A 19,219-nucleotide genomic window follows, 5' to 3' on the forward strand; every position below is an offset into this window, starting at 1 on the left:
TATCGACCCGATTGCGCTCGAACCTAGGAGGGTGGCCTTTCAACCCCATTACAACGACGGGCCCGGTCTACTTCTCGGGTTTGAAGGCGAACATCTCGCCGATCTTGGTGGCCACCACGACTTCACCCTGATCGCCGATCGAGGTGCCCGCGGTGGTGCCCTCCGCGCCGGGGAGATCATTGGAGCCGACGGTCGCGCCGCTGCGGGTGTCGAAGGTGACCAGGGTCAGCTTGTCGCCGATCTGGGCGACCGCGTATCCGGTGCTGCCCGCGGTCTGCACCGGACGGCCGCGCAGTTCGAGATCCTTGCGCTCCCAGGCGATCTCGGCGCTGTCACCCTTGTCGCGCAGGGCCATCAGATGGCCGTCGTCGCCGGCGGGGACCAGCACGCCGTCGGAGATCGAGATGCCGCCGCGGGCCGGGAAGCCGAGATCCTGAACCCATTTGGTCTTGCCGGTGGCCGCGTCGACGGCGATCAGCCGGTTGGTGTTGTCGCCGACATAGACGGTGGTGGCGTCGGCGGACAGGGCGGGGCTGGTGGCGCTGCCCTCGTTGAGCATGGCCGCGCTCCAGTCGCGGTGCACGGTCTTGCCGTCGTAGGTGAGGGCGGCGAGCTGGGCGACGGGGTCGCCGGGCTGCCACACGGTGGCGTAGAAGCGGCCCGACTTCTGGTCCACGGCAGACACATTCGCGACCGGGCACTGCGGTCCGCCGGTCGCGCAATCCTCGATGCCCTGCCCGTCCGGCGGGCGGTTGAGCGACGCGCTGGCCAGGAAGTCGGGTTCGCCGAGCAGCTGGAAGGTGGAGGCCATCCGGTCGCCGGTCTGGCGGCTGAGCACGTCTACCTGCCCGGACTGGGTCACCGAGAGCACATTGCCGTCGCCGGTGAACTGCACCGACACCGGGACGCCCGCGGCGGGGGTGCGCCAGCGCGGCTGCCCGAGACTGTTGTAGGAGTTCACCGCGCCGTCGTCGCCGACGTAGGCGTTGCCGCCGCCGTCGATCGCGGTCCCGCCCTCGATGGCGCTGGGGCCCATCTGGTTACAGAAGCGTTTGCGGCCGGTCGGCATCTGGAAGGAGAAGATATTGCAGGAGGCGGTGCGGGTGGTGACGTACAGCTGACCGTCGCCGCCGATCATGATCGGCTCCGCGATCGGCCCGCCGACCGGACGCGACCAACTCAGCGCGAGCTTGCGCGACCCGGTGACGGGGCTCGACCCACTGTTGTGCGAATCCCGGAAAGCCAGCGGCCAGCCCTTGCCCGGGCCCACGCCGATATCGTCGACCTTGGTGCTGCCGCAGCCGGTCAGGACCAGGACACCGGCGGCCGCCACCGCGAGCGTTTTGGCTCCGGTCCGGCGTAGCGAACCCGGGCGCGTGCGAACCTGTGCGATACCGTCCGGCGCGGGCGCGCCGATGTGCGGGGCCTGCTCGTGATGTCCGCTCTGCCGCCTGCCGTTTCGCACCTGCTGGTGTCCCTTCTGCCAGTACGGGAGTGTCTGGATTGTCGCCGGGCTGTTGCAGCCGGAGCACAGCCTACTTTCGCGCCCTCCGGACGGGACCGATACCCTCGTTGAAACGGCCGGTACGGATATGAGGAGCGAGTACGTGACGAGCATGTGGGGCGCACCGTTGCACTCGCGGTGGCGGGGTTCGCGCCGCCGGGATCCGGAGCAGGCCCGGTTCCTCACGGCCGCCTCGTTCAAATGGGCGCTCGCCAATCGCGCGTACACCCCCTGGTATCTGGTGCGCTACTACCGGCTGTGGAAGTTCAAGATGGCCAACCCGCATGTCGTGTTGCGGGGCATGGTGTTCTTCGGCCGCAATGTGGAAGTCCACGCCACCCCGGAATTGGCGCGGCTCGAGATCGGCCGCTGGGTGCACATCGGCGACGGCAATGCCATTCGCTGCCACGAGGGTTCGCTGCGCATCGGCGACAAGGTGGTGTTCGGCAAGGACAATGTGGTCAACACCTACGTCGATATCGAGATCGGTGAGTCCACGCTGGTCGCCGACTGGTGCTACATCTGCGATTTCGACCATGTCACCGACGACATCAACCTGCCGATCAAGGATCAGGGCATCGTGAAGTCGCCGGTCCGCATCGGCCCCGACACCTGGATCGCCGCCAAGGTCACCGTGCTGCGGTCCACCAGGGTCGGTCGCGGGTGTGTGCTCGGCGCGCACGCCGTGGTCAAGGGCGACTACCCCGACTACTCGATCGCGGTCGGCGCGCCCGCCCGCGTCGTCAAGAACCGCAAGGACGCCTGGGATTCGGCCGCAGAGAAGCGCGCCGCCCATATGGCCGCCCTCGCCGATATCGAGCGCAAGAAGAACGGCGTCGCCGCGTCCTGACGTGTCATCCCGCGCGGGTAGGTTCTAGCCTCATGAACCGCTATGCCGCCTTCCTGCGCGGGATCATGCCCACCAACCCCAATATGCGCGGCGAGAAGCTGCGCGGCGTCTTCGAGGGCCTGGGCTTCGAAAAAGTGAGCAGCCTGCTCGCCAGCGGCAATGTGGTCTTCCACAGCCCCGAAACCGATGTCCCCGCACTGGAATCGGCCATCCAGCAGGCCTTGAACACCGAACTCGGTATCCCCGGCGGCACCCTGATCCGCACCTACGACCAATTGCGGAACCTGGTCGACGCCGACCCTTTCGCGGGCCTCACCCATTGCCGCGAAACCTATCTGACGGTCACCTTCGTGCGCGAAGCCCCGAAAACCATCCCGAGGTTCCCGACCGAGGATGCTCCCGCCGTGCGAGTTCTCGGCTTCGACAAGCCCGCCGCCGCCCTGCTCTCGGTGATCGACAACAGCGACCCGAGCACCACCAAATTCATGCAGGTCATCGAAAAGCTGTACACCAAGGACATCACCACCCGCACCTTCCTCACCGTCCAGAAGACCCTGGCCAAAATGGACAAGTGAGGGCTCTCAAAGCGCCCGGTAGACCGCCTCGATGAGCCGATAGGCGCGCCGGTCACCGGCCAGCCAGTCGCGGCGCAGATTCGGAATGTAGGCGAAGGCAACCTGATTGCCGATATCCCCGAGTCCGATCGAACCACCCGCGCCCGGGTGCCCGAACACGGTGGGGCGGGCGGAGTCCGGGACGATCATGTTGTGTGAGGGGAGCGCGAAGCCGAGGCCGTAGGCGGACTCCGATTCGAGAACCGCGTCCGCGCCGCGGACTCGTTCGCGGATCGCGTCACGCAGGACCTCGGGCGGCAGCAGGGCGTCGGCGATCAGGTCGCGGTAGAACGTCGCGAGTGCGCGCGGGGTCGTGACCAGGCCGACCGCGGGCCAGCCCCCGGCCAGCACCTCCGGTTTGCCGAATGCCGCACGGGGATTCGTCGAGGCTCGCATGATCAGTGATTCCGGATCGCGAAAGGCGCGCGCCATCCGCGCCGCGGTCGCGGCGTCGATCGGCGCCGGGTCCCCGGTCCACGCGGCTTCCTCGGGCGGCGGAAATTCCACCCGCGCAACCTGTTCCGGGTCCGATACGCCGAGGCGCAGGGCGGATCCGAAATGGCGGCGCACGTAGTCGCCCACCGACGCCCCCGTGTGGCGCCGCACGAGCTCCCCGGTGAGCCAGCCGTAGCTGAACGCGTGATACCCGTGCCGAGTGCCCGGCTCCCACAACGGTTCCTGCGCGGCGAGCAACGCCGCCATATACGCGGGGTCGGCGGCCTCCTGCATCGACACCGTCCGCTCGATCACCGGCAATCCCGCACTGTGCGTGAACAGGTCAGCGGTCCGCGTGTCTTCCTTTCCCGCACAGTCGAATTCGGGCCACCAGCTCCCCACCGCCGACTCCATCGAGATCCCCTCGGCATCGGCCACCCGCAGCGCCGCGGCAGCGGTCACGGCTTTGGTACACGAGTACGCCACACAGGCCGTCTCCCGCTCCCAGGCCCGCCCGCTGCGCGAATCCGCGATCCCGCCCCAGAGATCCACCACCGCCCGCCCGTCCACGAACACCGAGACCCCCGCTCCCCGATCGAGCCCGTCGGCCACGTTCGCCTCGAACACCTCCCGAACCGCCCGAAATGCCGGATCCACCAGCCCCTCAACGCATCCCGTCATCCCAGAATTAGAACACGTTCTAATTCCCGACGAAAGGCTCGAACCCATCCCACAACATCGTCCTCCCGATCTCCAGTCACCGCCTGCGTGATCACACCCTCGCGCGCTACGGTGAGCCGGTGACTCCCGGTCTCCGCACCGCCCTAGCCGGTCTCGCCGCCCTCGCCCTGGCGACCTCCCTCGCCGCAACGGCGAACGCCACCCCCTCGACCGGCATCACCGCCGTGATCCTCTCCCGAACCACCATCGGCGACACCGACTACATCCTCCGCGAAATCACCATCGCCCCAGGCGGTTCCACGGGTTGGCACTACCACGACGGCACCCTCTACGCCGTCCTCCGCCAAGGCCGAATGAGCCACTTCGATTCCAGCTGCGAACTCGACGGCTCCGGCGGCCCCGGCACCGCCTTCGTGGAACGCGCGGGCACCACCAACATCCACATCGAACGCAACCTCGGCACCGAACCCCAAATCCTCGACGTCCTCTACGTCCTCCCCACCGGCAGCCCGCTCTCCGAAGACGCCCCCAACCCCGGCTGCCCGTTCAACTGACGAACTGCTCGGGTTCGCCTTGTGTGGTGGATGTTTCGCGAACCGCCGAGCCGCGCCTCGAATTAGAACTTGTTCCAATTCGAGGCGCAGAGGTGCCCCTTGGGAAATCGGGCAGACCGGGCGTGTCGGACTAGTAAGGCTGGTTCGGGTCGCGTTCGGGGAGGGGGCGTTCGGCGATGACCGGGCGGCCCAGGGGGGTGCGGACTCGGCGTTTGGCGGACTGGTAGACCAGGGCGGTTTCCTGCGCCACCACGTCCCAGGCGAAGTCGGCGGTCAGGCGTTCGCGGGCGGACCAGGCTCGGTCCTGGGCGGCGGCCGGGTCGTCGAGGAGTGAATTCACTGCTTCGACAAGGCCGTTCACGTCGGCCGGTTCGAAGGAGGCGCCGGTGACGCCGTCGGTTACGAGGTCGCCCAGGCCGCCTGCGGTGGAGGTGACCAGGGGGGTGCCGGCGGCGGCGGCTTCCAGGGCGACGATGCCGAAGGGCTCGTAGCGGCTGGGCAGCACGATGGCGTCGGCGCTGTGCAGCCAGCCGAGCAGGTCGGTGTGGTCGAGTTTGCCGACGAAGTTCACGGCGCGGGCGACGCGGTGGGTGCGGGCGCGCTCACGCAGCCAATCGAATTGGGTGCCGATACCGGCGACCGTCAACGTGGTGCCGGGGTGCGCCTTGCGGATGCGGGGCAGGGCGGCGATGGCGTCCTGGATGCCCTTCTCGTATTCCAGGCGGCCGACGTAGAGCAGGCGCGGCGGACCCGAACGCGGGGCGCGTTCGCGGAAGGTCCACGCGCCCACGTCGATTCCATTGCGGATCACCGTCATCGGGACCTTCTCGGCACCGTAGAGGCGGCGAACCTCGTCCTTCATCGACTCCGAACACGTGATGAGCGCGTCGGATTCGTGCGCCAGCCACCATTCGACCGAATGCACCTGCTTGTTCACCCGGCCGGAAACCCAGCCGCTGTGCCGACCGGCCTCGGTGGCGTGGATCGTGGAAACCAAAGGCACGTCGTAGTATTCGGCCAGCGTGATGGCCGGGTGCGCGACCAGCCAGTCGTGCGCGTGCACCACGTCCGGCGTCCAGCCGTCACCGATGCCGGGCTTGTCGAGGGCGATCCCGGCACGCACCATGGCGTGTCCCATGGCCAGCGTCCACGCCAGCATGTCCTCGCCGAAGTCGAACGCGGGCGGGTCCTCGGCCACCGCCACCACCAGCACGCCCTCCTCGATGAACGAGTGGGTCGGGTGGGTGGTGGCGTCGGTGCCCATGGGTCGGCGCGCCAGCACCACGACCTCGTGCCCGGCGGCGGCCAGCTCGGTGGCCAGGTGATGTACGTGGCGGCCCAGCCCACCGACAACGACGGGTGGGTACTCCCACGACACCATCAAAATCTTCATTGGGGTCCTTCTGAAGCGGGGCCGAGCCGTCGCGCATCCAGCGCTGGAAAGAGTCCGTCGGCCGCTGCCCATCCTGCCGCCAACTGACCCGCTTTGGCGAGTTGCCCGGCGGCTACCGCGGTAGCGATCTCGCGCACCGCGTGGGCGTGTTCATGGGCTCGGTCACGTGCGTAGCCCGCGGCCGAATCCTTGGACACCATGAACGCCCAGTCGCTGGAGACGGCCAGGATGGCCTCCCGCAGCAGCTGGTCGGCGATCGGATCGCGCAGGCCGCTCGCGTCCACCCGCATCTTGTCGAGGGTGTCGAGGGCCAGCCGCACCACCTCGGCGTTGAGCTCGACCAGATCGCTGACCTGATCGCCGGCCCACACCCGCCAATCCTTGCCCGAACCCCACGAGGAGTCGGCCAATTCGACGCGTTCGCCCACGTAGCCGCGGGCTCGCGCATCGGCGAGCGTGCCCACGGTGACGCCCGCTTCGGGCAGCGCGCGCAGCACCTGTTCGAGCCACGCCGGGCCCTCGTGCCACCAGTGCCCGAACAGTTCGGTGTCGAATGCCGCGACCACGAGCGCGGGCCGACCGATGCGTTCCGACTCTGAAATCAGTCGTTCCCGCACGGTCGCCACGAAGTCCGCGACGTCCTTCTCGAGCGCGGCGGCGGCCAGTTCCGGGTTGTAAGGGGCCTTGTCCGCACCCGAGACCGTCTTGCCCGTGACACGGGAGGGCTTGAGTCCGGTGGCGTGATCATAGTGATGGAAATCACGGTAGAAAGGCTGCCCGGGGTACCCGGATTTCGGCGACCAGACCCGATAGCTGACGGCCAGATCCCGCCCGAACGCCACCACATCCGAATCCCACACCGGTCGCCCCAGCGTGGTGTCGCCGCGCAGCGCGGGCCCGTCCACCATGAAGTGGCTGATCCCGGTCGCGTCGTAGGTGCGCTCCATGCCGGGGGTGAACCCGCATTCGGGTGCCCAGATCCCGGCCGGGGTGTGGCCCCAGCGGGCGCGCGCGTCGGCGAGACCCTCGACCAGTTCGTATTCGCGCAGGCGCGAATCCAGCAGCGGCTGGAACGGATGCGACAGCGGCCCGCCGAGCAGTTCGATGGCGTCGGCGTCGATCAGCTCCCGCCACACCGGTGACGCGCCGTGCTGCCAGCGGGTCTCGAAATCGTCGAGAGCCGCTGTGGCGAGCCGATGTTCGTGTGCGCCGAGCGCGGTGTTGCCCGCCATCGACGCCTCGTCGGCGCGCAGCCGCCAGTTGCCCAGCCAGTGGTGCATGCCGCGCAGGCAGTGCGGATCGTCGAGCTGTGCGGCCAGCACCGGCGTGATGCCCAGGCTCAGCAGGTGTGAACGACCTTCCGCCGCAAGCGTTCTCAGCACCTTGGCGACGGGCAGATAGGACGCGGCCCAGGACTGGTAGAGCCATTCCTCGCCGACCGGCCAGCGCCCGTGATGCGCCAGCCACGGCAGATGCGAATGCAGAACCAGCGTGAACTGGCCCGGCACCGCGGTTTTCGCCTCGCTCACGGTTTCACCGCGATGGCCACCAGATCCAGGCTGGCGTCGATGTCGCGGTCGGCGGCGGCGACCAGTTCGAAGTCCTCGAGGCGCACGGCGGCGACGTCGGCGGCCAGGTCGGCGGGCCACGGTTCCCCGGCCAGCGCGCGCTCGATCTGCGCGTCGATGATGGACCCGCCCCACTTGCGGTCCAGCGCAACGAGTTCGGGCCCGTGGAAGATTCCGGCCATCAGTTCGACCTGGAATCCGGCGTCGACGAGCAGCTCGGTCATCTCCGCGGCGTTCAGTTCACGGGTGTGGAAAGGGTTGAGCGGGGTGTCGCGGCCGGGCGAGAAGGTGATCCGGTTGGGCGTGCTGATCAGCAGCTTGCCGCCGGGCTTCAGCACCCGCAGGCATTCCCGCAGGAACTGCGACTGATCCCAAAGGTGTTCGATCACCTGGAAATTCACCACGATGTCGACCGAGCCCTCGGCCAGCGGCAGGTCGGCCAGGTTGCCCTGGATCATCTCCACCCGCGGGTACTTGGCGCGCACGTGCGCGACCGCGCTGTCGTCGTAGTCGAGGCCGGTGACCTGCGCGGCGACCTCGGCGATCATATTGGCGCCGTAGCCTTCTCCGCTGCCCGCCTCGAGCACGGTCTTGCCCGCGCACTGGTCGAGCAGTCGCACGTAGGCGATCTCGTGCCGACGGAACCAGTAGTTCTCCTCGGCGATTCCGGGCACGGTTCGCTCACCGGTCAAAGGCAGGGGATCGGTGGGGTTTTCCATGGGTGTCACGGCCTCGCTCATGGTTCCGACGTTAGCGGTTGCCCATATCACAGCGGCGACCGGATAGACCGATGAAGAACTTCACACACTAAGTTACCCACGAGTAACTTAACGTAGGGTAATCTCCCCGACGAGCTACTTATGTGGACGTACGGAGGAACTCGTACGACCGCCACCCCAGTGCCACCAGAACAGGAGGTCGACGAAGACCAATGCCGAACATCGTCGTACTGATCAAGCAGGTTCCCGACACCTGGTCCGAGCGCAAGCTGACCAGCGGTGACTACACCCTCGACCGCGAGGCGGCCGACGCCATCCTCGACGAGATCAACGAGCGCGCCGTCGAAGAGGCGCTGTTGATCAAGGAGGCGCAGGGCGGCGAGGTCACCGTGCTGGCCGCCGGTCCGGAACGGGCTTCCGAGGCAATCCGCAAGGCGCTGTCCATGGGCGCCGACAAGGCCATCCACATCAAGGATGACGCTATCCACGGCTCCGACGCCGTGCAGACCTCGTACATCCTGGCCGCCGCACTGGGCCAGATCGAGGGCATCGAACTGGTCATCGCGGGCAACGAGGCGACCGACGGTCGCGCGGGCGCCGTGCCGGCCATCGTCGCCGAGTACCTGGGTCTGCCGCAGCTGACCCACCTGCGCAAGCTGACCGTCGACGGTGAGCGCATCACCGGCGAGCGCGAGACCGATGAGGGCGTCTTCAAGCTGGAAGCCACCCTCCCGGCCATCGTCTCGGTCACCGAGAAGATCAACGAGCCGCGCTTCCCCTCCTTCAAGGGCATCATGGCCGCCAAGAAGAAGGAAGTTCAGACCTTCACCCTGGCGGATCTGGGCGTCGACCCGGAGACCGTGGGCGTTGCGAACGCCGGCACCCAGGTGACCGGTGTGACCCCGAAGCCGGCGCGCACGGCTGGTGAGAAGACGGTCGACGAGGGTGAGGGCGGCAAGCAGATCGCCACCTACCTGGTTGGCCAGAAGATCATCTAAAGCCCCTCGAGCGCAACGAACTTCAGGAGAAAGAACAATGGCAGAAGTACTCGTGCTCGTGGAGCACGCCGAGGGTGCCCCCAAGAAGGTCACCTCCGAACTCCTCACCGCCGCGCGTGCCCTGGGCACCCCGGCCGCCGTCGTCGTCGCCGTCCCCGGCACCGCCGACAAGCTGGCCGACGCCCTGGCCGCCGCCGGTGCCGAGAAGATCTACGTCGCGGAATCCGATGAGGCCGAAGGCTTCCTGGTGACCCCGAAGGTCGACGTTCTCGCCGGTCTGTCCGAGACCGCCGCCCCGGCCGCGATCCTGGTCGCCGCCACCGCGGACGGCAAGGAGGTGTCGGGTCGCCTGGCCGCCCGCATCGGTTCCGGTCTGCTCATCGACGTCATCGCGGTCAACGCCGATGGCTCGGCGCAGCACTCCATCTTCGGTGGCGCGTTCACCGTGGACGCCAAGGCCACCGGCGATGTCCCGGTGATCTCGGTCCGTCCGGGCGCCATCGAGTCGGCCCCGCAGGCCGGCGCCGGCGAGAAGGTGGCCGTCGAGGTCCCCGCGCAGGAAGAAGGCGTCACCAAGATCGTCTCGCGTGAGCCGAACGTGGGCGGCGACCGTCCCGAGCTCACCGAGGCCGCGATCGTGGTGTCCGGTGGCCGTGGTGTCGGTTCGGCCGACAACTTCGGCAAGGTCGTCGAGCCGCTGGCCGACGCCCTCGGTGCCGCCGTCGGTGCTTCCCGCGCCGCCGTCGACTCCGGCTACTACCCGGGTCAGTTCCAGGTCGGCCAGACCGGTAAGACGGTCTCCCCGCAGCTGTACATCGCCCTGGGCATCTCCGGCGCGATCCAGCACCGCGCGGGCATGCAGACCTCGAAGACCATCGTGGCCGTCAACAAGGACGAAGAGGCCCCGATCTTCGAGATCAGCGACTTCGGCATCGTCGGCGACCTGTTCAACGTCGCCCCGCAGCTGACCGAGGCGGTCAAGGCCCACAAGGGCTGAGTGACCTCCGCGGCAACGCACTGAAACGTCCCCCAGCCCTCGCGGCCGGGGGACGTTTCCTTTCGTGCGACCGGGTTTGTGCACGGTGCCGGGCCGGGGCGGGGGTGCCCTTATGCAGGATTACCAGGTGCGATTCGGCTCGCCGGTTGAATTTGCCTGGGCGGCGGGGGTCGGGCACGCTTGCGCGGTGCGTGGGCGATTCGATCCTCGGCGACGGCGGGCCGAGGAGCCTCCCGCCGAGCAGGCTGTCGAGACAGCGGCTTCCGGTGCGGACAGCGCCGAGTTGACCGAGATCGTCGCCGCCCTGCACTTCGACCTGGCCGAATGGCTGGGAACCGACGCCCCGCCCAAGGTGTTCGACCGGATCTCCGGCGCCCTCGACGAGCGCTTCACCTCGGTCGTGACGACCGGCCAGGCGGTGGATCGCGAGACGTTCCTGGCCGGGATCTGGTCGGCTCGAAACGCGCTGGCGGGCCTGCAAATCGAGGTTTCCGAAGCTCAGGAGCTCGCCCGCAGCGGCCAGCTGATCCTGGTCCGCTTCGTCGCGGAGAACCGGCTGGGAACGGTCCGTATGCAGCAGCGCACCGTGACGGCCGCGCTGATCACCGACGGGCGCACCCACCTGTGGCGCACCGTCCACGAGACCGCGCTCCCGGAACCACCTCGAGCCGCACCCGCCGAAACCGCCGCGCCCGCAGCACCGGGGACGGCGACCGTCATCGACCAGGAGATGGCGGTCGCCACCGCGCCGGAAGCCGCCACGGTGCCGGAAACCGTTGCCGCCTCGGACGTCGCCGTCGCGTTGGACGCGACCATCGCTGCCGCCGCGCTGGGAGATAGTGCGGTGCAGGCTGTTTCGACGACGGCGGCCGACGAATCTGGGCCATCCGAGGATGAGACCGGGATGTCGTCGGTGCCTGTGGGCAGCGATCAAGAGTCCGTACCCGGGGCCGACGAGGTCGAGGGTGGAGCGGTCGTCGGGGAGCCGGGCGTGTGGGAGAAGAGCGCCGACCTCGGCTGAGGTTGGGCGGACGGTCCGATGCGGTGACCGTTGCCACCGGAGGGGCCGGTTCGCGTGGCCGGTTCGGATTCGGGCAGGCTGGATGCATGCCGATCAGCCTTCCGCCGGATGTGGCCGCGAATATCGCCGAGAGCTTCGGGGAACGGGGGCCGCGGTGGTTGCGCGAGTTGCCCCAGGTTGTGGACAGGCTTTGCGGGACTTGGGATCTGGAGGTCGTGGGGGACAGCTTCGGGGGCGGCACGCATTCTTGGGTCGCTCCGGTGCGGCGCTCCGACGGGTCGGCGGCGGTGTTGAAGGTGCCGGTTGTCGACGAGGAGAATGTGGGGGAGCCCGCCGGACTCGTCGCCTATGACGGTGACGGCGCGGTGCGACTCTACGAATTCGATTCCGCGAGTGGGGCGATGCTGCTCGAATGGGCTCGCCCGGGTACCGAACTGCTGCACCAGCCGGGCTTCCCGAGCCTCGAAGGTCGTCCGGAGAATGTCGGCAAGATCGAGTCGGCGTGTGCGATCTATCGGCGGCTGCGCCGGGAGCCGGACGTGATTCCCGACGGATATCCGGCTCTGCCCGAGGCCGCGGGCATGGTGGCCGAATGGGTTCGGCTGTTCCACGAGCCCGAACCCGAACTGGCCCAGGTGATTCCGCAATCGCTGCGTGAGCGCGCCGTGCAGTGGTGTGTGGAGTTGGCGGTGCCCGACGGTCCGCTGCTGGTGGTGAACCGTGACACCCATCTGGGCAATATCGTTGCGGCGCACCGGGAACCGTGGCTGCTCATCGACCCGAAGCCATACCTGGGCGAAGCCGCCTTCGACGCCGGATTCCTGGTGATGATCCAGGTGCAGAGCGACCCGACGGCCGAGCACGCGCACGTGGTGGTCGAGCGGACGGCAGCGGCATTGGAGATTTCGCCGGAGCGGGCGCAGGGCTGGGCGTTCATGCGCGCAATGGAGGAGATCGCCTGGGCGCTTCAGGACGACGAGCCCGAAGACCTGCGCCTGCATTCGGCTGTGGCGCAGGCCCTGTCGCGGTAGCCGCTACTCGGCCCGGCGTCCCTTGCGGCGGTTGGCATCGCGCTGGGTGAGGACGCCGATGGTCGTGGGGATGAACAGCGCCAACCCCCACGGCACCGCGACCCAGAACGGCCAGAAGTATCCGGCCCCGGTGGCCAGCCAGATGAGCACGGTCAGCAGGCTGACGAAAACCCAGGGCGTCCACATGATCTTGACCCAGGTCGGTATGTTCCCGCCGGATTCCAGCTGCCGCGCCACGTCCCCCGGCTTGCGCTTGTCGCGCCGTGCGGGCAGATCCGACAGCACCGGCTCGAGTTCCCCGTAGGTCTTGGCCGAATACACGTGCTGCAACCGCTCATCGAACTCGTGCAGCGAGATCCGCCCCTCGTCCATGGCCAGCCGGAGCCTGTTCACGATCTGCTCGCGGTCCGCGTCGGATGCCCGCATGTCATCTTTCCCCACGGCCACAGCGTAGGACGATTTCCCGCCCGCCGCCGCTCGAATCCGCATGTCCCCGCGGCTTCCTCGATGCCGTCACGGTGACAGCTCGGCTCGAGTCCGCGCGGGCGTTCCGATCCGCGGGCGCAGTCGTCGGCAGCCGCGGCGGTGATCCGGGCCTCTCCCGCCCGGCGGCTGGGTTCTGTGAAATCGGTCGAATCCGTTGGGGGAGTCCGCTGTTGGCCCGGTCAGTCGGCGTCGGCGAATCCCGCGACACGTTCGACCAGCGCCCAGGCGTCGGATCCGGCGGTCCGGGTCCACGGCGCCGAGGGCTTGTGGATGCGCAGGGAGGCGACGCCGTGGATGGCGCACCACACCTGCATGGCGCGGGTGGGGGCGTCCGATCGGGCTGAGGCGGGCAGGGTCTGGGCGAGCCGGTCGAGGAGATCCAGGCCGGGGCCCGTGCCCGCACTGTCGGTCGGGTCGGGGCGTTCGAAGAGCAATTGGTATGCGCCGGGCTGGTTTTCGGCCCAGTCGAGGTAGGCGTCGAGCAGGGCGCGCAGGCGGGTCGCAGGTGCGGCGTCGACGGGGTCGGCGGCGTCGAGGGTGGAGCGCAGGCGGTCGAAGAGCTCGGCGGTGACCGCGTATTCGAGGGCGTCCTGGGAGTCGAAGTGCATGTAGACCGCGCTGGGGGCGACGCCGGACTTACGGGCGATGGCGCGCAGCGACGGGGTCGGCAGTGCCTGGGGTTGCAGCAGCAGGTCGATGGCGGCGGCGACGAGTTCGCCGCGCAGCTGGTCGCCTTCTCCGCGGGTTCGGCGCTGGCGGGCCTGCGGCATGGAATCTCCTCCTTGACAGGAATCACTGAACAGCTGTTCACTATACATAGCTGAACACCTGTTCACCTAGGAGGAGACATGCAGAACTGGCATCCGGCCACCGCCCTCGTCACCGGCGCGAGCAGTGGCATCGGCCTGGCCTTCGCCACCGCCCTGGCCGAACGCGGCTGCGACCTGATCCTGGTCGCCCGCCGCGAATCCCGATTGCGCGAACTCGCCGACCGCCTGCACGCCGAACACGGTGTGGCGGTCCGGGTCCTGGCCGCCGACCTGTCGGTGCCCACCGAGGTGAGCCGCGTCGCCGCCGTGCTCGCGGACCCGCTGAATCCGGTCGGCATTCTGGTCAACAACGCCGGATTCGCCTCGCACGGCGCGCTCGCCGACCACACCGCCGAGCGGGTGCGCGAGGAGATCGCGGTGAATGTGGCCGCGCTGGCCGAACTCACGCACGCCGTCCTGCCCGGCATGGTCACCCGCGACCGCGGCGTCATCGTGAACATCGCCTCGACCGCCGCGTTCCAGCCCATCTCGTTCATGGCGGTCTACGGCGCGACGAAGGCGTTCGTACTGTCGTTCACCGAGGCGCTCTGGGGTGAACTGGAAGGCTCCGGCGTCACCGCGGTCGCCGTCTGCCCCGGCGCGACCGACACTGAATTCTTCGATATCGCAGGCGAATCCGCGAGCGTCGGCAGCCGTCAGACCCCACAGCAGGTGGTCGCCACCGCCCTGCGCGCCCTGGATCGCCGCACTCCGCCCCCGAGCGCGGTCTCCGGTTTCGTCAACCGGCTCTCGGCCCGGCTGCCCCGAATGCTGCCTCGCCGCACCACGATCCGGGTCACCCGCAATCTGGTTGCCGCGAAATGATGTTCGCCGGACACCCGAGCGGGCTCACCGATATCGACGCCATGCGCGTGCACCTGCGCACCGATCGCACGGTCGCGGCCTCAGCGGAGCGCACCTTCGAAGTCCTGGCAACCGGTGAGGGGCAACGGGAATGGGCGCAGGGTTACCGCGCCACCACCTGGCACTCGCCGCCGCCGTTCGGTCCCGGCGCGATCCGCGACATCCACCTGCGCTGGATCACCGTGCGCGAACGCTTCCTGGCCTGGGAACCCGGCCGCCGCTTCGCCTTCAGCTCCGACGCCATGTCGATCGGCCTGGCCCACCGCATGATCGAGGACATCGCCTTCGAACCCCTGGACGCCGGGCACTGCGCCCTCACCTGGCAGGTGCACCTCGATCCGGTCCCCGCACTGCGCCCGATCGAGCGCCTGTTCACCGACCGCGTCCTGGCCCCGATGTTCGATTCTTTCGCCGCGGGCCTGGCGGCCTACGCCACCGCCCACCCGCACCGCTAGCTCGTATTCGCCCCACCGCGTGCGGGTTTCACGAGCAGTGCAGCGCGGCCAGCAGGGTATCGAGGATCGGCGAGCGCCTGCCGTCGCTGCGGGTGACCGCCGAAACCGGGATGCGCAGCGGATGCCCGGCGAGGTGCAGCGTCGCGATCCCCTCGGTCTGGCTGTCGGCGTACAGGATGGTCCAGGCGTCGGGCCGGTTGATCAACTCCATCGTCGCGGTGTGGTCGAGGGGAATGGGCGGACCGTAGGCCGGACCGGTCGGCAGATCCGCGAAGGCGGCGCGCACGACATTGTGCAGCAGCACCTGATCCGATTCCGGCGGGAGTAGTAGCGGGTACGCGCCGAGGTCGGTCAGGGTGACGCTGTCGCGTCCGGCGAGCGGGTGCGCGGTGGAGGTGGCGAGGACGAGATCCTCGACCCAGAGCTTCTCCACCTCGAGTCCGGGTTGGTCGACGGACCCCCGGATGAGAGCAAGGTCACAGTCCCCGTCGGCGACCGCCTGGATGCGCTGCCGGAACGGCTTGATGACGAATTCGATCTCCGCGCCCGGATGCGCCTCGCGCGCACCGGCGATCGCGGACAGCGATCTAGTTGCGAAGCTCATATTGGCGGCCAAGCGAATGCGCGGCCCGGAGGCCCGTACAGCTGCGCGAATGGCGGATTCCAGACTCAGCATTTGCTTCGCAAGGGGAAGTAGCCGAGTGGTCGCGTCGGTGGGGACGACCGAGCGGGTCGAGCGTTCGAACAGGTTCACGCCGAGGTCGCGTTCGAGTCGGGCGATCTGGTGGCTGATTGCCGACTGCGAGATGAAGCAGCGGCTCGCGGCCCGGCTGAAGCTCAGCTCCTCGCACACCGCGACGAAGTAGGCGAGTTGGCGCAGCTCCACGGCACATCTCCCATTCATGATCAACGTAGATAAGAGTCATCTTGATTATGCGCCCTGACCCCTGGAACAAGAGCGTTCCGAATCACGGTTAGTCATGACAGAAGGGAGCAGTCATGTACAACGTGGAGGCGGGCATCGAAACCGCAGATGTCGTCATCGTCGGTTCGGGCTTCGGTGGTCTTGCCGCCGCAAAGCAGCTGAACAAGTCGGGGGTCCGGTACGTCTTGATCTCGGGTACGCCCGAGCACCTATTCCAGCCCCTGCTCTACCAGGTTGCGACCGGTGTGCTGGCGTCGGACGAGATCGCGCCGCCCATCAGCAACATCATCCGTAAGCACCGCAACGGCGAGGCGCGCCTGGGCAAGGTGACCGCCATCGACGCCGCCAACGCGGTGGTGACCTATGAGACCGCCGACGGGCCGCGCAAGATTCGGTACGGCAAGTTGATCGCCGCGACCGGTGCGAGCCAGTCCTATTTCGGCCGTGACGATTTCGCGGACAAGACCTATTCGCTCAAGACCATCGACGACGCGAAGGCGCTGCGCGCGCAGATCCAGCGGGTGTTCGAGCAGGCCAAGGACGCGGACCCCGAAACCCGCCGCCGGTTGCTGAGCTTCGTGGTGGTGGGCGCCGGTGCGACCGGTGTCGAGGTCGCCGGACAGCTGAAGGAACTCGCGAAAAGGTATTACCACCAGGAAGATACGGTCACCCTGGTGGAGGGTGCCGGTGTGGTGCTGCCCCCGTTCGGTGGCAACCTGTCGGAGTACGCGCGGGAGTCGCTGACCCGCGTCGGCGTCGAGGTGCTGGTGGACACCTTCGTCACCGATATCGAGGACGGCAAGGTCACCGTCAAGAGCAAGGACGGGGTGGAGCGCGGTATCGCCGCCGAGACCGTGGTGTGGTCGGCGGGCGTGTCGGCCGGTGCGTTCGCGCAGGTGCTGGCCGAGGCCACCGGCTGTGAGACCGACCGTGCCGGACGGCTTCTCATCAACCCGGACTGCACCGTGGGCGGGCACGCCGACATCTTCGCCATCGGCGACATGACCTTCCTCAACGGCTACCCCGGCCAGTCGCCGGTGGCCATGCAGGAGGGCCGCCACGTCGCCGACATCATTCGCGGCAAGAAGCAGGCCGCCACCCCGTTCGTCTACTGGGACAAGGGCAGCATGGCGGTGATCAGCCGTTTCAGCGCCGTCACCAAGCTCAACGACAAGGTGAAGTTCGGCGGTCTGCTGGCCTGGTTCACCTGGTTGGCGGTCCACCTGTTCTACCTGGTCGGCTTCCGCAACCGCTTCGCTGCCGTCTTCTCCTGGCTGGTCGCCTTCATCGGCAGTGGCCGCCCCGGCTTCGCCGAGGTCCAGAAGGACACCGCCGCAAAGAATTCCAAGCGGGAAAAAGTAGCGGCCTGACCGATCGACCCGAACCGAACGAGCCGCCCGGCCCCTGCCCGGGCGGCTCGTTCGTGCACGGTGGAGGTCACTGCGCACGGGTGCGGATATGGCCGGAGGCTGGCGCGGATCGAGGGTTGTTCCTACGTTGGTCGGGTGGAAACGACTACTCCCGGTTCCGGTGGGCCCGCCGAACCGGTGATCCGGGTACGCGGGCTGGCACGGACCTTCCGAACCAAAACCGGTGATGTGCAGGCGGTCTCCGGGATCGACTTCGAGGTGCGCCCCGGGGAGATCATCGGTCTGCTCGGTCCGAACGGGGCGGGCAAGACCACTACGCTGCGGATGATCTCGACGCTGCTGGCTCCGACCGCGGGCGAGGCCACCGTGGTCGGCGCGAACCTGCGCACCGAAGCGCGCACCGTGCGCTCCCGCATCGGCTATGTCCCGCAGGGCGGTTCGACCAATGAACTGGAACTGGTCGCCGACGAATTGATGTTGCAGGCCCGGCTCTTCGGGCTGTCCAAGGACGAAGCACGGCGCAGTACCGCGGAATTGGCCAAGGCCCTCGAATTCGACGGCCTCGAAGGCCGCAAGTGCGGACAGCTCTCCGGTGGTCAGCGCCGCCGGGTGGATATCGCGCTCGGCCTGGTGCACCACCCCACCCTGGTCTATCTCGACGAGCCGACCACCGGCCTGGATCCGCAGAGCCGCGCCAACCTGTGGGATCACATCCGGCGGCTGCGCGACGAGGGCACCACCATCGTGCTGACCACGCACTACCTGGAGGAAGCCGACGCGCTGTGTGATCGGATCCTGGTGATGGACCACGGCGCCATCGTCGCCGAGGGCACCCCGGACGAGCTCAAGCGCCGCATCTCCGGTGACGTGATCAGCCTCGAAATCGCCAGCGACAGCGCGGAACTCGCACTGCGGATCGCCGACGAGGTCCTCGACGTCCGGCAGCGTCTCACCACCGGAAACGAGAACGGCCATGCCGGAAAGTCTCTCGTGCACCTGACGGTGGAACACGGTGACGCCGCGGTGGTTCCGCTGTTGCAGGCGCTCGGCGCGCGCGGCATCACCCCGGGCTCGCTGACCGTGAAGCGACCGAGCCTCGACGACGTATTCCTCACGCTCACCGGGCGTTCCCTCCGTGAAGGAGACCGGTCATGACCTTCCTGCGCGACACCGGACTGATCTACTGGGCGCAGCTGCGCGCCAACCTGCGCAACCCGGTCTGGGTGATGATCGGGCTGGCGCAGCCGGTCCTGTACCTGGTGCTGTTCGGCCCGCTGGTGAAGGGCATCGCGCCCTCGCTGGGCCCGGAGGCAGATCCGTGGAAGATTCTGACGCCCGCGCTGATCATCCAATTGGGCCTGTTCAGTTCGGCTTTCGCGGGCTTCTCGATCGTGTCGGAGCTGCGGGCGGGCGTGGTGGAACGGCAGCGGGTCACCCCGGCGGCGCGCGGTTCACTGCTGGTCGGCCGCGTCCTCAAGGATGTGACGCTGCTGATCGTGCAGGCCTCGGTGTTGATCGCGGTGGCGATGGCGGCGTTCGGGCTGCGCCCGGCCCCGCTGGGTACCGTGCTGGCGATCGCGTTGATCGCGGTGATGTCGGCGGGACTGGCGTCGGCCTCCTACGCGCTGGGCCTGTGGGCCAAGCAGGAATCCACCCTCGCCTCGGTGCTGAACTCCTTCTCGGTGCCGATCATGCTGCTGTCGGGCATCCTGCTGCCCATGACGCTGGGCCCGGCCTGGTTGCAGAACATCGCGAAGGTGAATCCGTTCTCGCACACCGTGGACGCGGCCCGTGCCCTGTTCCGCGGCGATCTGGGTTCCTCGGACGTGTACGTCGGCACCGCCGTGACGGTCGCGCTGGCGCTGATCCTGATGACCATCGGGGCTCGCGGCTTCGCCAAGGAGAACGCCTGATATCGCTGTGGGTGAAAGACGTTTGACCTGAA

20 protein-coding genes are annotated in these 19,219 nt (G+C 68.1%); 12 read left to right on the forward strand and 8 right to left on the reverse strand.

Annotated features, from left to right (window positions below; translation table 11 throughout):
* Positions 1-67: 67 nt before the first annotated feature.
* On the reverse strand, positions 68-1,465 hold the full coding sequence (locus tag OG300_RS01335) for a PQQ-binding-like beta-propeller repeat protein (protein WP_405491261.1): 1,398 nt from the start codon (positions 1,463-1,465) through the stop codon (positions 68-70).
* 142 nt (positions 1,466-1,607) lie between these two features.
* On the opposite strand from OG300_RS01335, the gene OG300_RS01340 reads away from it, so the two are divergent.
* Both OG300_RS01340 and OG300_RS01345 read left to right on the forward strand, forming a co-directional pair.
* Positions 1,608-2,354: an acyltransferase gene (locus OG300_RS01340; protein ID WP_405491263.1), complete on the forward strand. Its 747-nt coding sequence runs from the start codon at positions 1,608-1,610 to the stop codon at positions 2,352-2,354.
* Between the two features lie 32 nt (positions 2,355-2,386).
* On the forward strand, positions 2,387-2,929 hold the full coding sequence (locus OG300_RS01345; RefSeq protein ID WP_405491265.1) for a DUF1697 domain-containing protein: 543 nt from the start codon (positions 2,387-2,389) through the stop codon (positions 2,927-2,929).
* Positions 2,930-2,935: 6 nt separating this feature from the next.
* On the opposite strand, the gene OG300_RS01350 is transcribed toward OG300_RS01345, so the two are convergent.
* Entirely contained in the window at positions 2,936-4,084 is a 1,149-nt protein-coding gene (locus OG300_RS01350; protein ID WP_405491267.1) for a serine hydrolase domain-containing protein, read from the reverse strand.
* A 119-nt stretch (positions 4,085-4,203) separates the two neighbouring features.
* Between OG300_RS01350 and OG300_RS01355 the strand changes: the two genes are divergently transcribed.
* A complete protein-coding gene (locus OG300_RS01355; RefSeq protein WP_405491269.1) occupies positions 4,204-4,638 on the forward strand; it encodes a cupin in 435 nt (144 codons plus the stop codon).
* Positions 4,639-4,768: 130 nt separating this feature from the next.
* Here OG300_RS01355 and OG300_RS01360 read toward each other — a convergent pair whose 3' ends face one another.
* Genes OG300_RS01360 through OG300_RS01370 form a run of 3 tightly spaced genes read right to left on the reverse strand, consistent with a single transcriptional unit; the run spans position 4,769 to position 8,339 of the window.
* Positions 4,769-6,031, reverse strand: a complete 1,263-nt coding sequence (locus OG300_RS01360) for a glycosyltransferase family 4 protein (protein ID WP_405491270.1) — start codon at positions 6,029-6,031, stop codon at positions 4,769-4,771.
* The gene (locus OG300_RS01365) at positions 6,028-7,560 is read right to left on the reverse strand and encodes a 1,4-alpha-glucan branching protein domain-containing protein (protein WP_405491271.1); all 1,533 of its coding nucleotides are present in this window, start codon (positions 7,558-7,560) and stop codon (positions 6,028-6,030) included. The genes OG300_RS01360 and OG300_RS01365 overlap by 4 nt, the downstream gene beginning before the upstream one ends.
* The gene (locus OG300_RS01370) at positions 7,557-8,339 is read right to left on the reverse strand and encodes a class I SAM-dependent methyltransferase (protein WP_405491273.1); all 783 of its coding nucleotides are present in this window, start codon (positions 8,337-8,339) and stop codon (positions 7,557-7,559) included. Before OG300_RS01370 ends, OG300_RS01365 begins: the two co-directional genes overlap by 4 nt.
* A 191-nt stretch (positions 8,340-8,530) precedes the next feature.
* On the opposite strand from OG300_RS01370, the gene OG300_RS01375 reads away from it, so the two are divergent.
* The 4 genes from OG300_RS01375 to OG300_RS01390 all read left to right on the forward strand — a co-directional run bounded on the left by OG300_RS01375 (position 8,531) and on the right by OG300_RS01390 (position 12,365).
* The gene (locus OG300_RS01375) at positions 8,531-9,316 is read left to right on the forward strand and encodes an electron transfer flavoprotein subunit beta/FixA family protein (protein WP_405491275.1); all 786 of its coding nucleotides are present in this window, start codon (positions 8,531-8,533) and stop codon (positions 9,314-9,316) included.
* A gap of 37 nt (positions 9,317-9,353) precedes the next feature.
* The gene (locus tag OG300_RS01380) at positions 9,354-10,313 is read left to right on the forward strand and encodes an electron transfer flavoprotein subunit alpha/FixB family protein (RefSeq protein WP_405491277.1); all 960 of its coding nucleotides are present in this window, start codon (positions 9,354-9,356) and stop codon (positions 10,311-10,313) included.
* Positions 10,314-10,500: 187 nt separating this feature from the next.
* Positions 10,501-11,334, forward strand: a complete 834-nt coding sequence (locus tag OG300_RS01385) for a hypothetical protein (RefSeq protein ID WP_405491278.1) — start codon at positions 10,501-10,503, stop codon at positions 11,332-11,334.
* A gap of 86 nt (positions 11,335-11,420) precedes the next feature.
* Positions 11,421-12,365 carry an aminoglycoside phosphotransferase family protein gene (locus tag OG300_RS01390; protein ID WP_405491279.1) on the forward strand — a complete coding sequence of 315 codons (945 nt, stop codon included), beginning with the start codon at positions 11,421-11,423 and terminating at the stop codon, positions 12,363-12,365.
* 3 nt (positions 12,366-12,368) lie between these two features.
* Here the strand turns inward: OG300_RS01390 and OG300_RS01395 are convergent, their stop codons facing one another.
* On the reverse strand, positions 12,369-12,806 hold the full coding sequence (locus OG300_RS01395; RefSeq protein ID WP_405491281.1) for a DUF1707 domain-containing protein: 438 nt from the start codon (positions 12,804-12,806) through the stop codon (positions 12,369-12,371).
* 224 nt (positions 12,807-13,030) lie between these two features.
* Complete coding sequence (locus tag OG300_RS01400; protein ID WP_405491283.1) at positions 13,031-13,621, reverse strand: TetR/AcrR family transcriptional regulator; 591 nt, start codon at positions 13,619-13,621, stop codon at positions 13,031-13,033.
* Positions 13,622-13,699: 78 nt separating this feature from the next.
* On the opposite strand from OG300_RS01400, the gene OG300_RS01405 reads away from it, so the two are divergent.
* Entirely contained in the window at positions 13,700-14,485 is a 786-nt protein-coding gene (locus tag OG300_RS01405) for an SDR family NAD(P)-dependent oxidoreductase (RefSeq protein WP_405491284.1), read from the forward strand.
* On the forward strand, positions 14,482-14,979 hold the full coding sequence (locus tag OG300_RS01410; protein ID WP_405491286.1) for an SRPBCC family protein: 498 nt from the start codon (positions 14,482-14,484) through the stop codon (positions 14,977-14,979). The genes OG300_RS01405 and OG300_RS01410 overlap by 4 nt, the downstream gene beginning before the upstream one ends.
* Before the next feature lie 28 nt (positions 14,980-15,007).
* On the opposite strand, the gene OG300_RS01415 is transcribed toward OG300_RS01410, so the two are convergent.
* A complete protein-coding gene (locus OG300_RS01415) occupies positions 15,008-15,865 on the reverse strand; it encodes a LysR family transcriptional regulator (protein ID WP_405491288.1) in 858 nt (285 codons plus the stop codon).
* Between the two features lie 113 nt (positions 15,866-15,978).
* Between OG300_RS01415 and OG300_RS01420 the strand changes: the two genes are divergently transcribed.
* The 3 genes from OG300_RS01420 (at position 15,979) to OG300_RS01430 (ending at position 19,187) form a co-directional block, all read left to right on the forward strand.
* On the forward strand, positions 15,979-17,274 hold the full coding sequence (locus OG300_RS01420; protein ID WP_405491290.1) for an NAD(P)/FAD-dependent oxidoreductase: 1,296 nt from the start codon (positions 15,979-15,981) through the stop codon (positions 17,272-17,274).
* Positions 17,275-17,409: 135 nt separating this feature from the next.
* Complete coding sequence (locus OG300_RS01425; RefSeq protein ID WP_405491292.1) at positions 17,410-18,429, forward strand: ATP-binding cassette domain-containing protein; 1,020 nt, start codon at positions 17,410-17,412, stop codon at positions 18,427-18,429.
* Complete coding sequence (locus OG300_RS01430; RefSeq protein WP_405491294.1) at positions 18,426-19,187, forward strand: ABC transporter permease; 762 nt, start codon at positions 18,426-18,428, stop codon at positions 19,185-19,187. Before OG300_RS01425 ends, OG300_RS01430 begins: the two co-directional genes overlap by 4 nt.
* Positions 19,188-19,219: the final 32 nt, after the last annotated feature.

This window comes from Nocardia sp. NBC_00511 (assembly GCF_045161165.1).
In the GTDB taxonomy this organism is placed as follows: domain Bacteria; phylum Actinomycetota; class Actinomycetes; order Mycobacteriales; family Mycobacteriaceae; genus Nocardia.

Bases quoted from the DNA above. Each gene is read 5' to 3' on its own strand.
- OG300_RS01360 (WP_405491270.1), bottom strand. From the start codon at position 6,031: ATGAAGATTTTGATGGTGTCGTGGGAGTACCCACCCGTCGTTGTCGGT.
- OG300_RS01400 (WP_405491283.1), bottom strand. From the start codon at position 13,621: ATGCCGCAGGCCCGCCAGCGCCGAACCCGCGGAGAAGGCGACCAGCTG.
- OG300_RS01370 (WP_405491273.1), bottom strand. From the start codon at position 8,339: ATGAGCGAGGCCGTGACACCCATGGAAAACCCCACCGATCCCCTGCCT.
- OG300_RS01380 (WP_405491277.1), top strand. From the start codon at position 9,354: ATGGCAGAAGTACTCGTGCTCGTGGAGCACGCCGAGGGTGCCCCCAAG.
- OG300_RS01420 (WP_405491290.1), top strand. From the start codon at position 15,979: ATGTACAACGTGGAGGCGGGCATCGAAACCGCAGATGTCGTCATCGTC.
- OG300_RS01375 (WP_405491275.1), top strand. From the start codon at position 8,531: ATGCCGAACATCGTCGTACTGATCAAGCAGGTTCCCGACACCTGGTCC.
- OG300_RS01405 (WP_405491284.1), top strand. From the start codon at position 13,700: ATGCAGAACTGGCATCCGGCCACCGCCCTCGTCACCGGCGCGAGCAGT.
- OG300_RS01350 (WP_405491267.1), bottom strand. From the start codon at position 4,084: ATGACGGGATGCGTTGAGGGGCTGGTGGATCCGGCATTTCGGGCGGTT.
- OG300_RS01430 (WP_405491294.1), top strand. From the start codon at position 18,426: ATGACCTTCCTGCGCGACACCGGACTGATCTACTGGGCGCAGCTGCGC.
- OG300_RS01390 (WP_405491279.1), top strand. From the start codon at position 11,421: ATGCCGATCAGCCTTCCGCCGGATGTGGCCGCGAATATCGCCGAGAGC.
- OG300_RS01345 (WP_405491265.1), top strand. From the start codon at position 2,387: ATGAACCGCTATGCCGCCTTCCTGCGCGGGATCATGCCCACCAACCCC.
- OG300_RS01410 (WP_405491286.1), top strand. From the start codon at position 14,482: ATGATGTTCGCCGGACACCCGAGCGGGCTCACCGATATCGACGCCATG.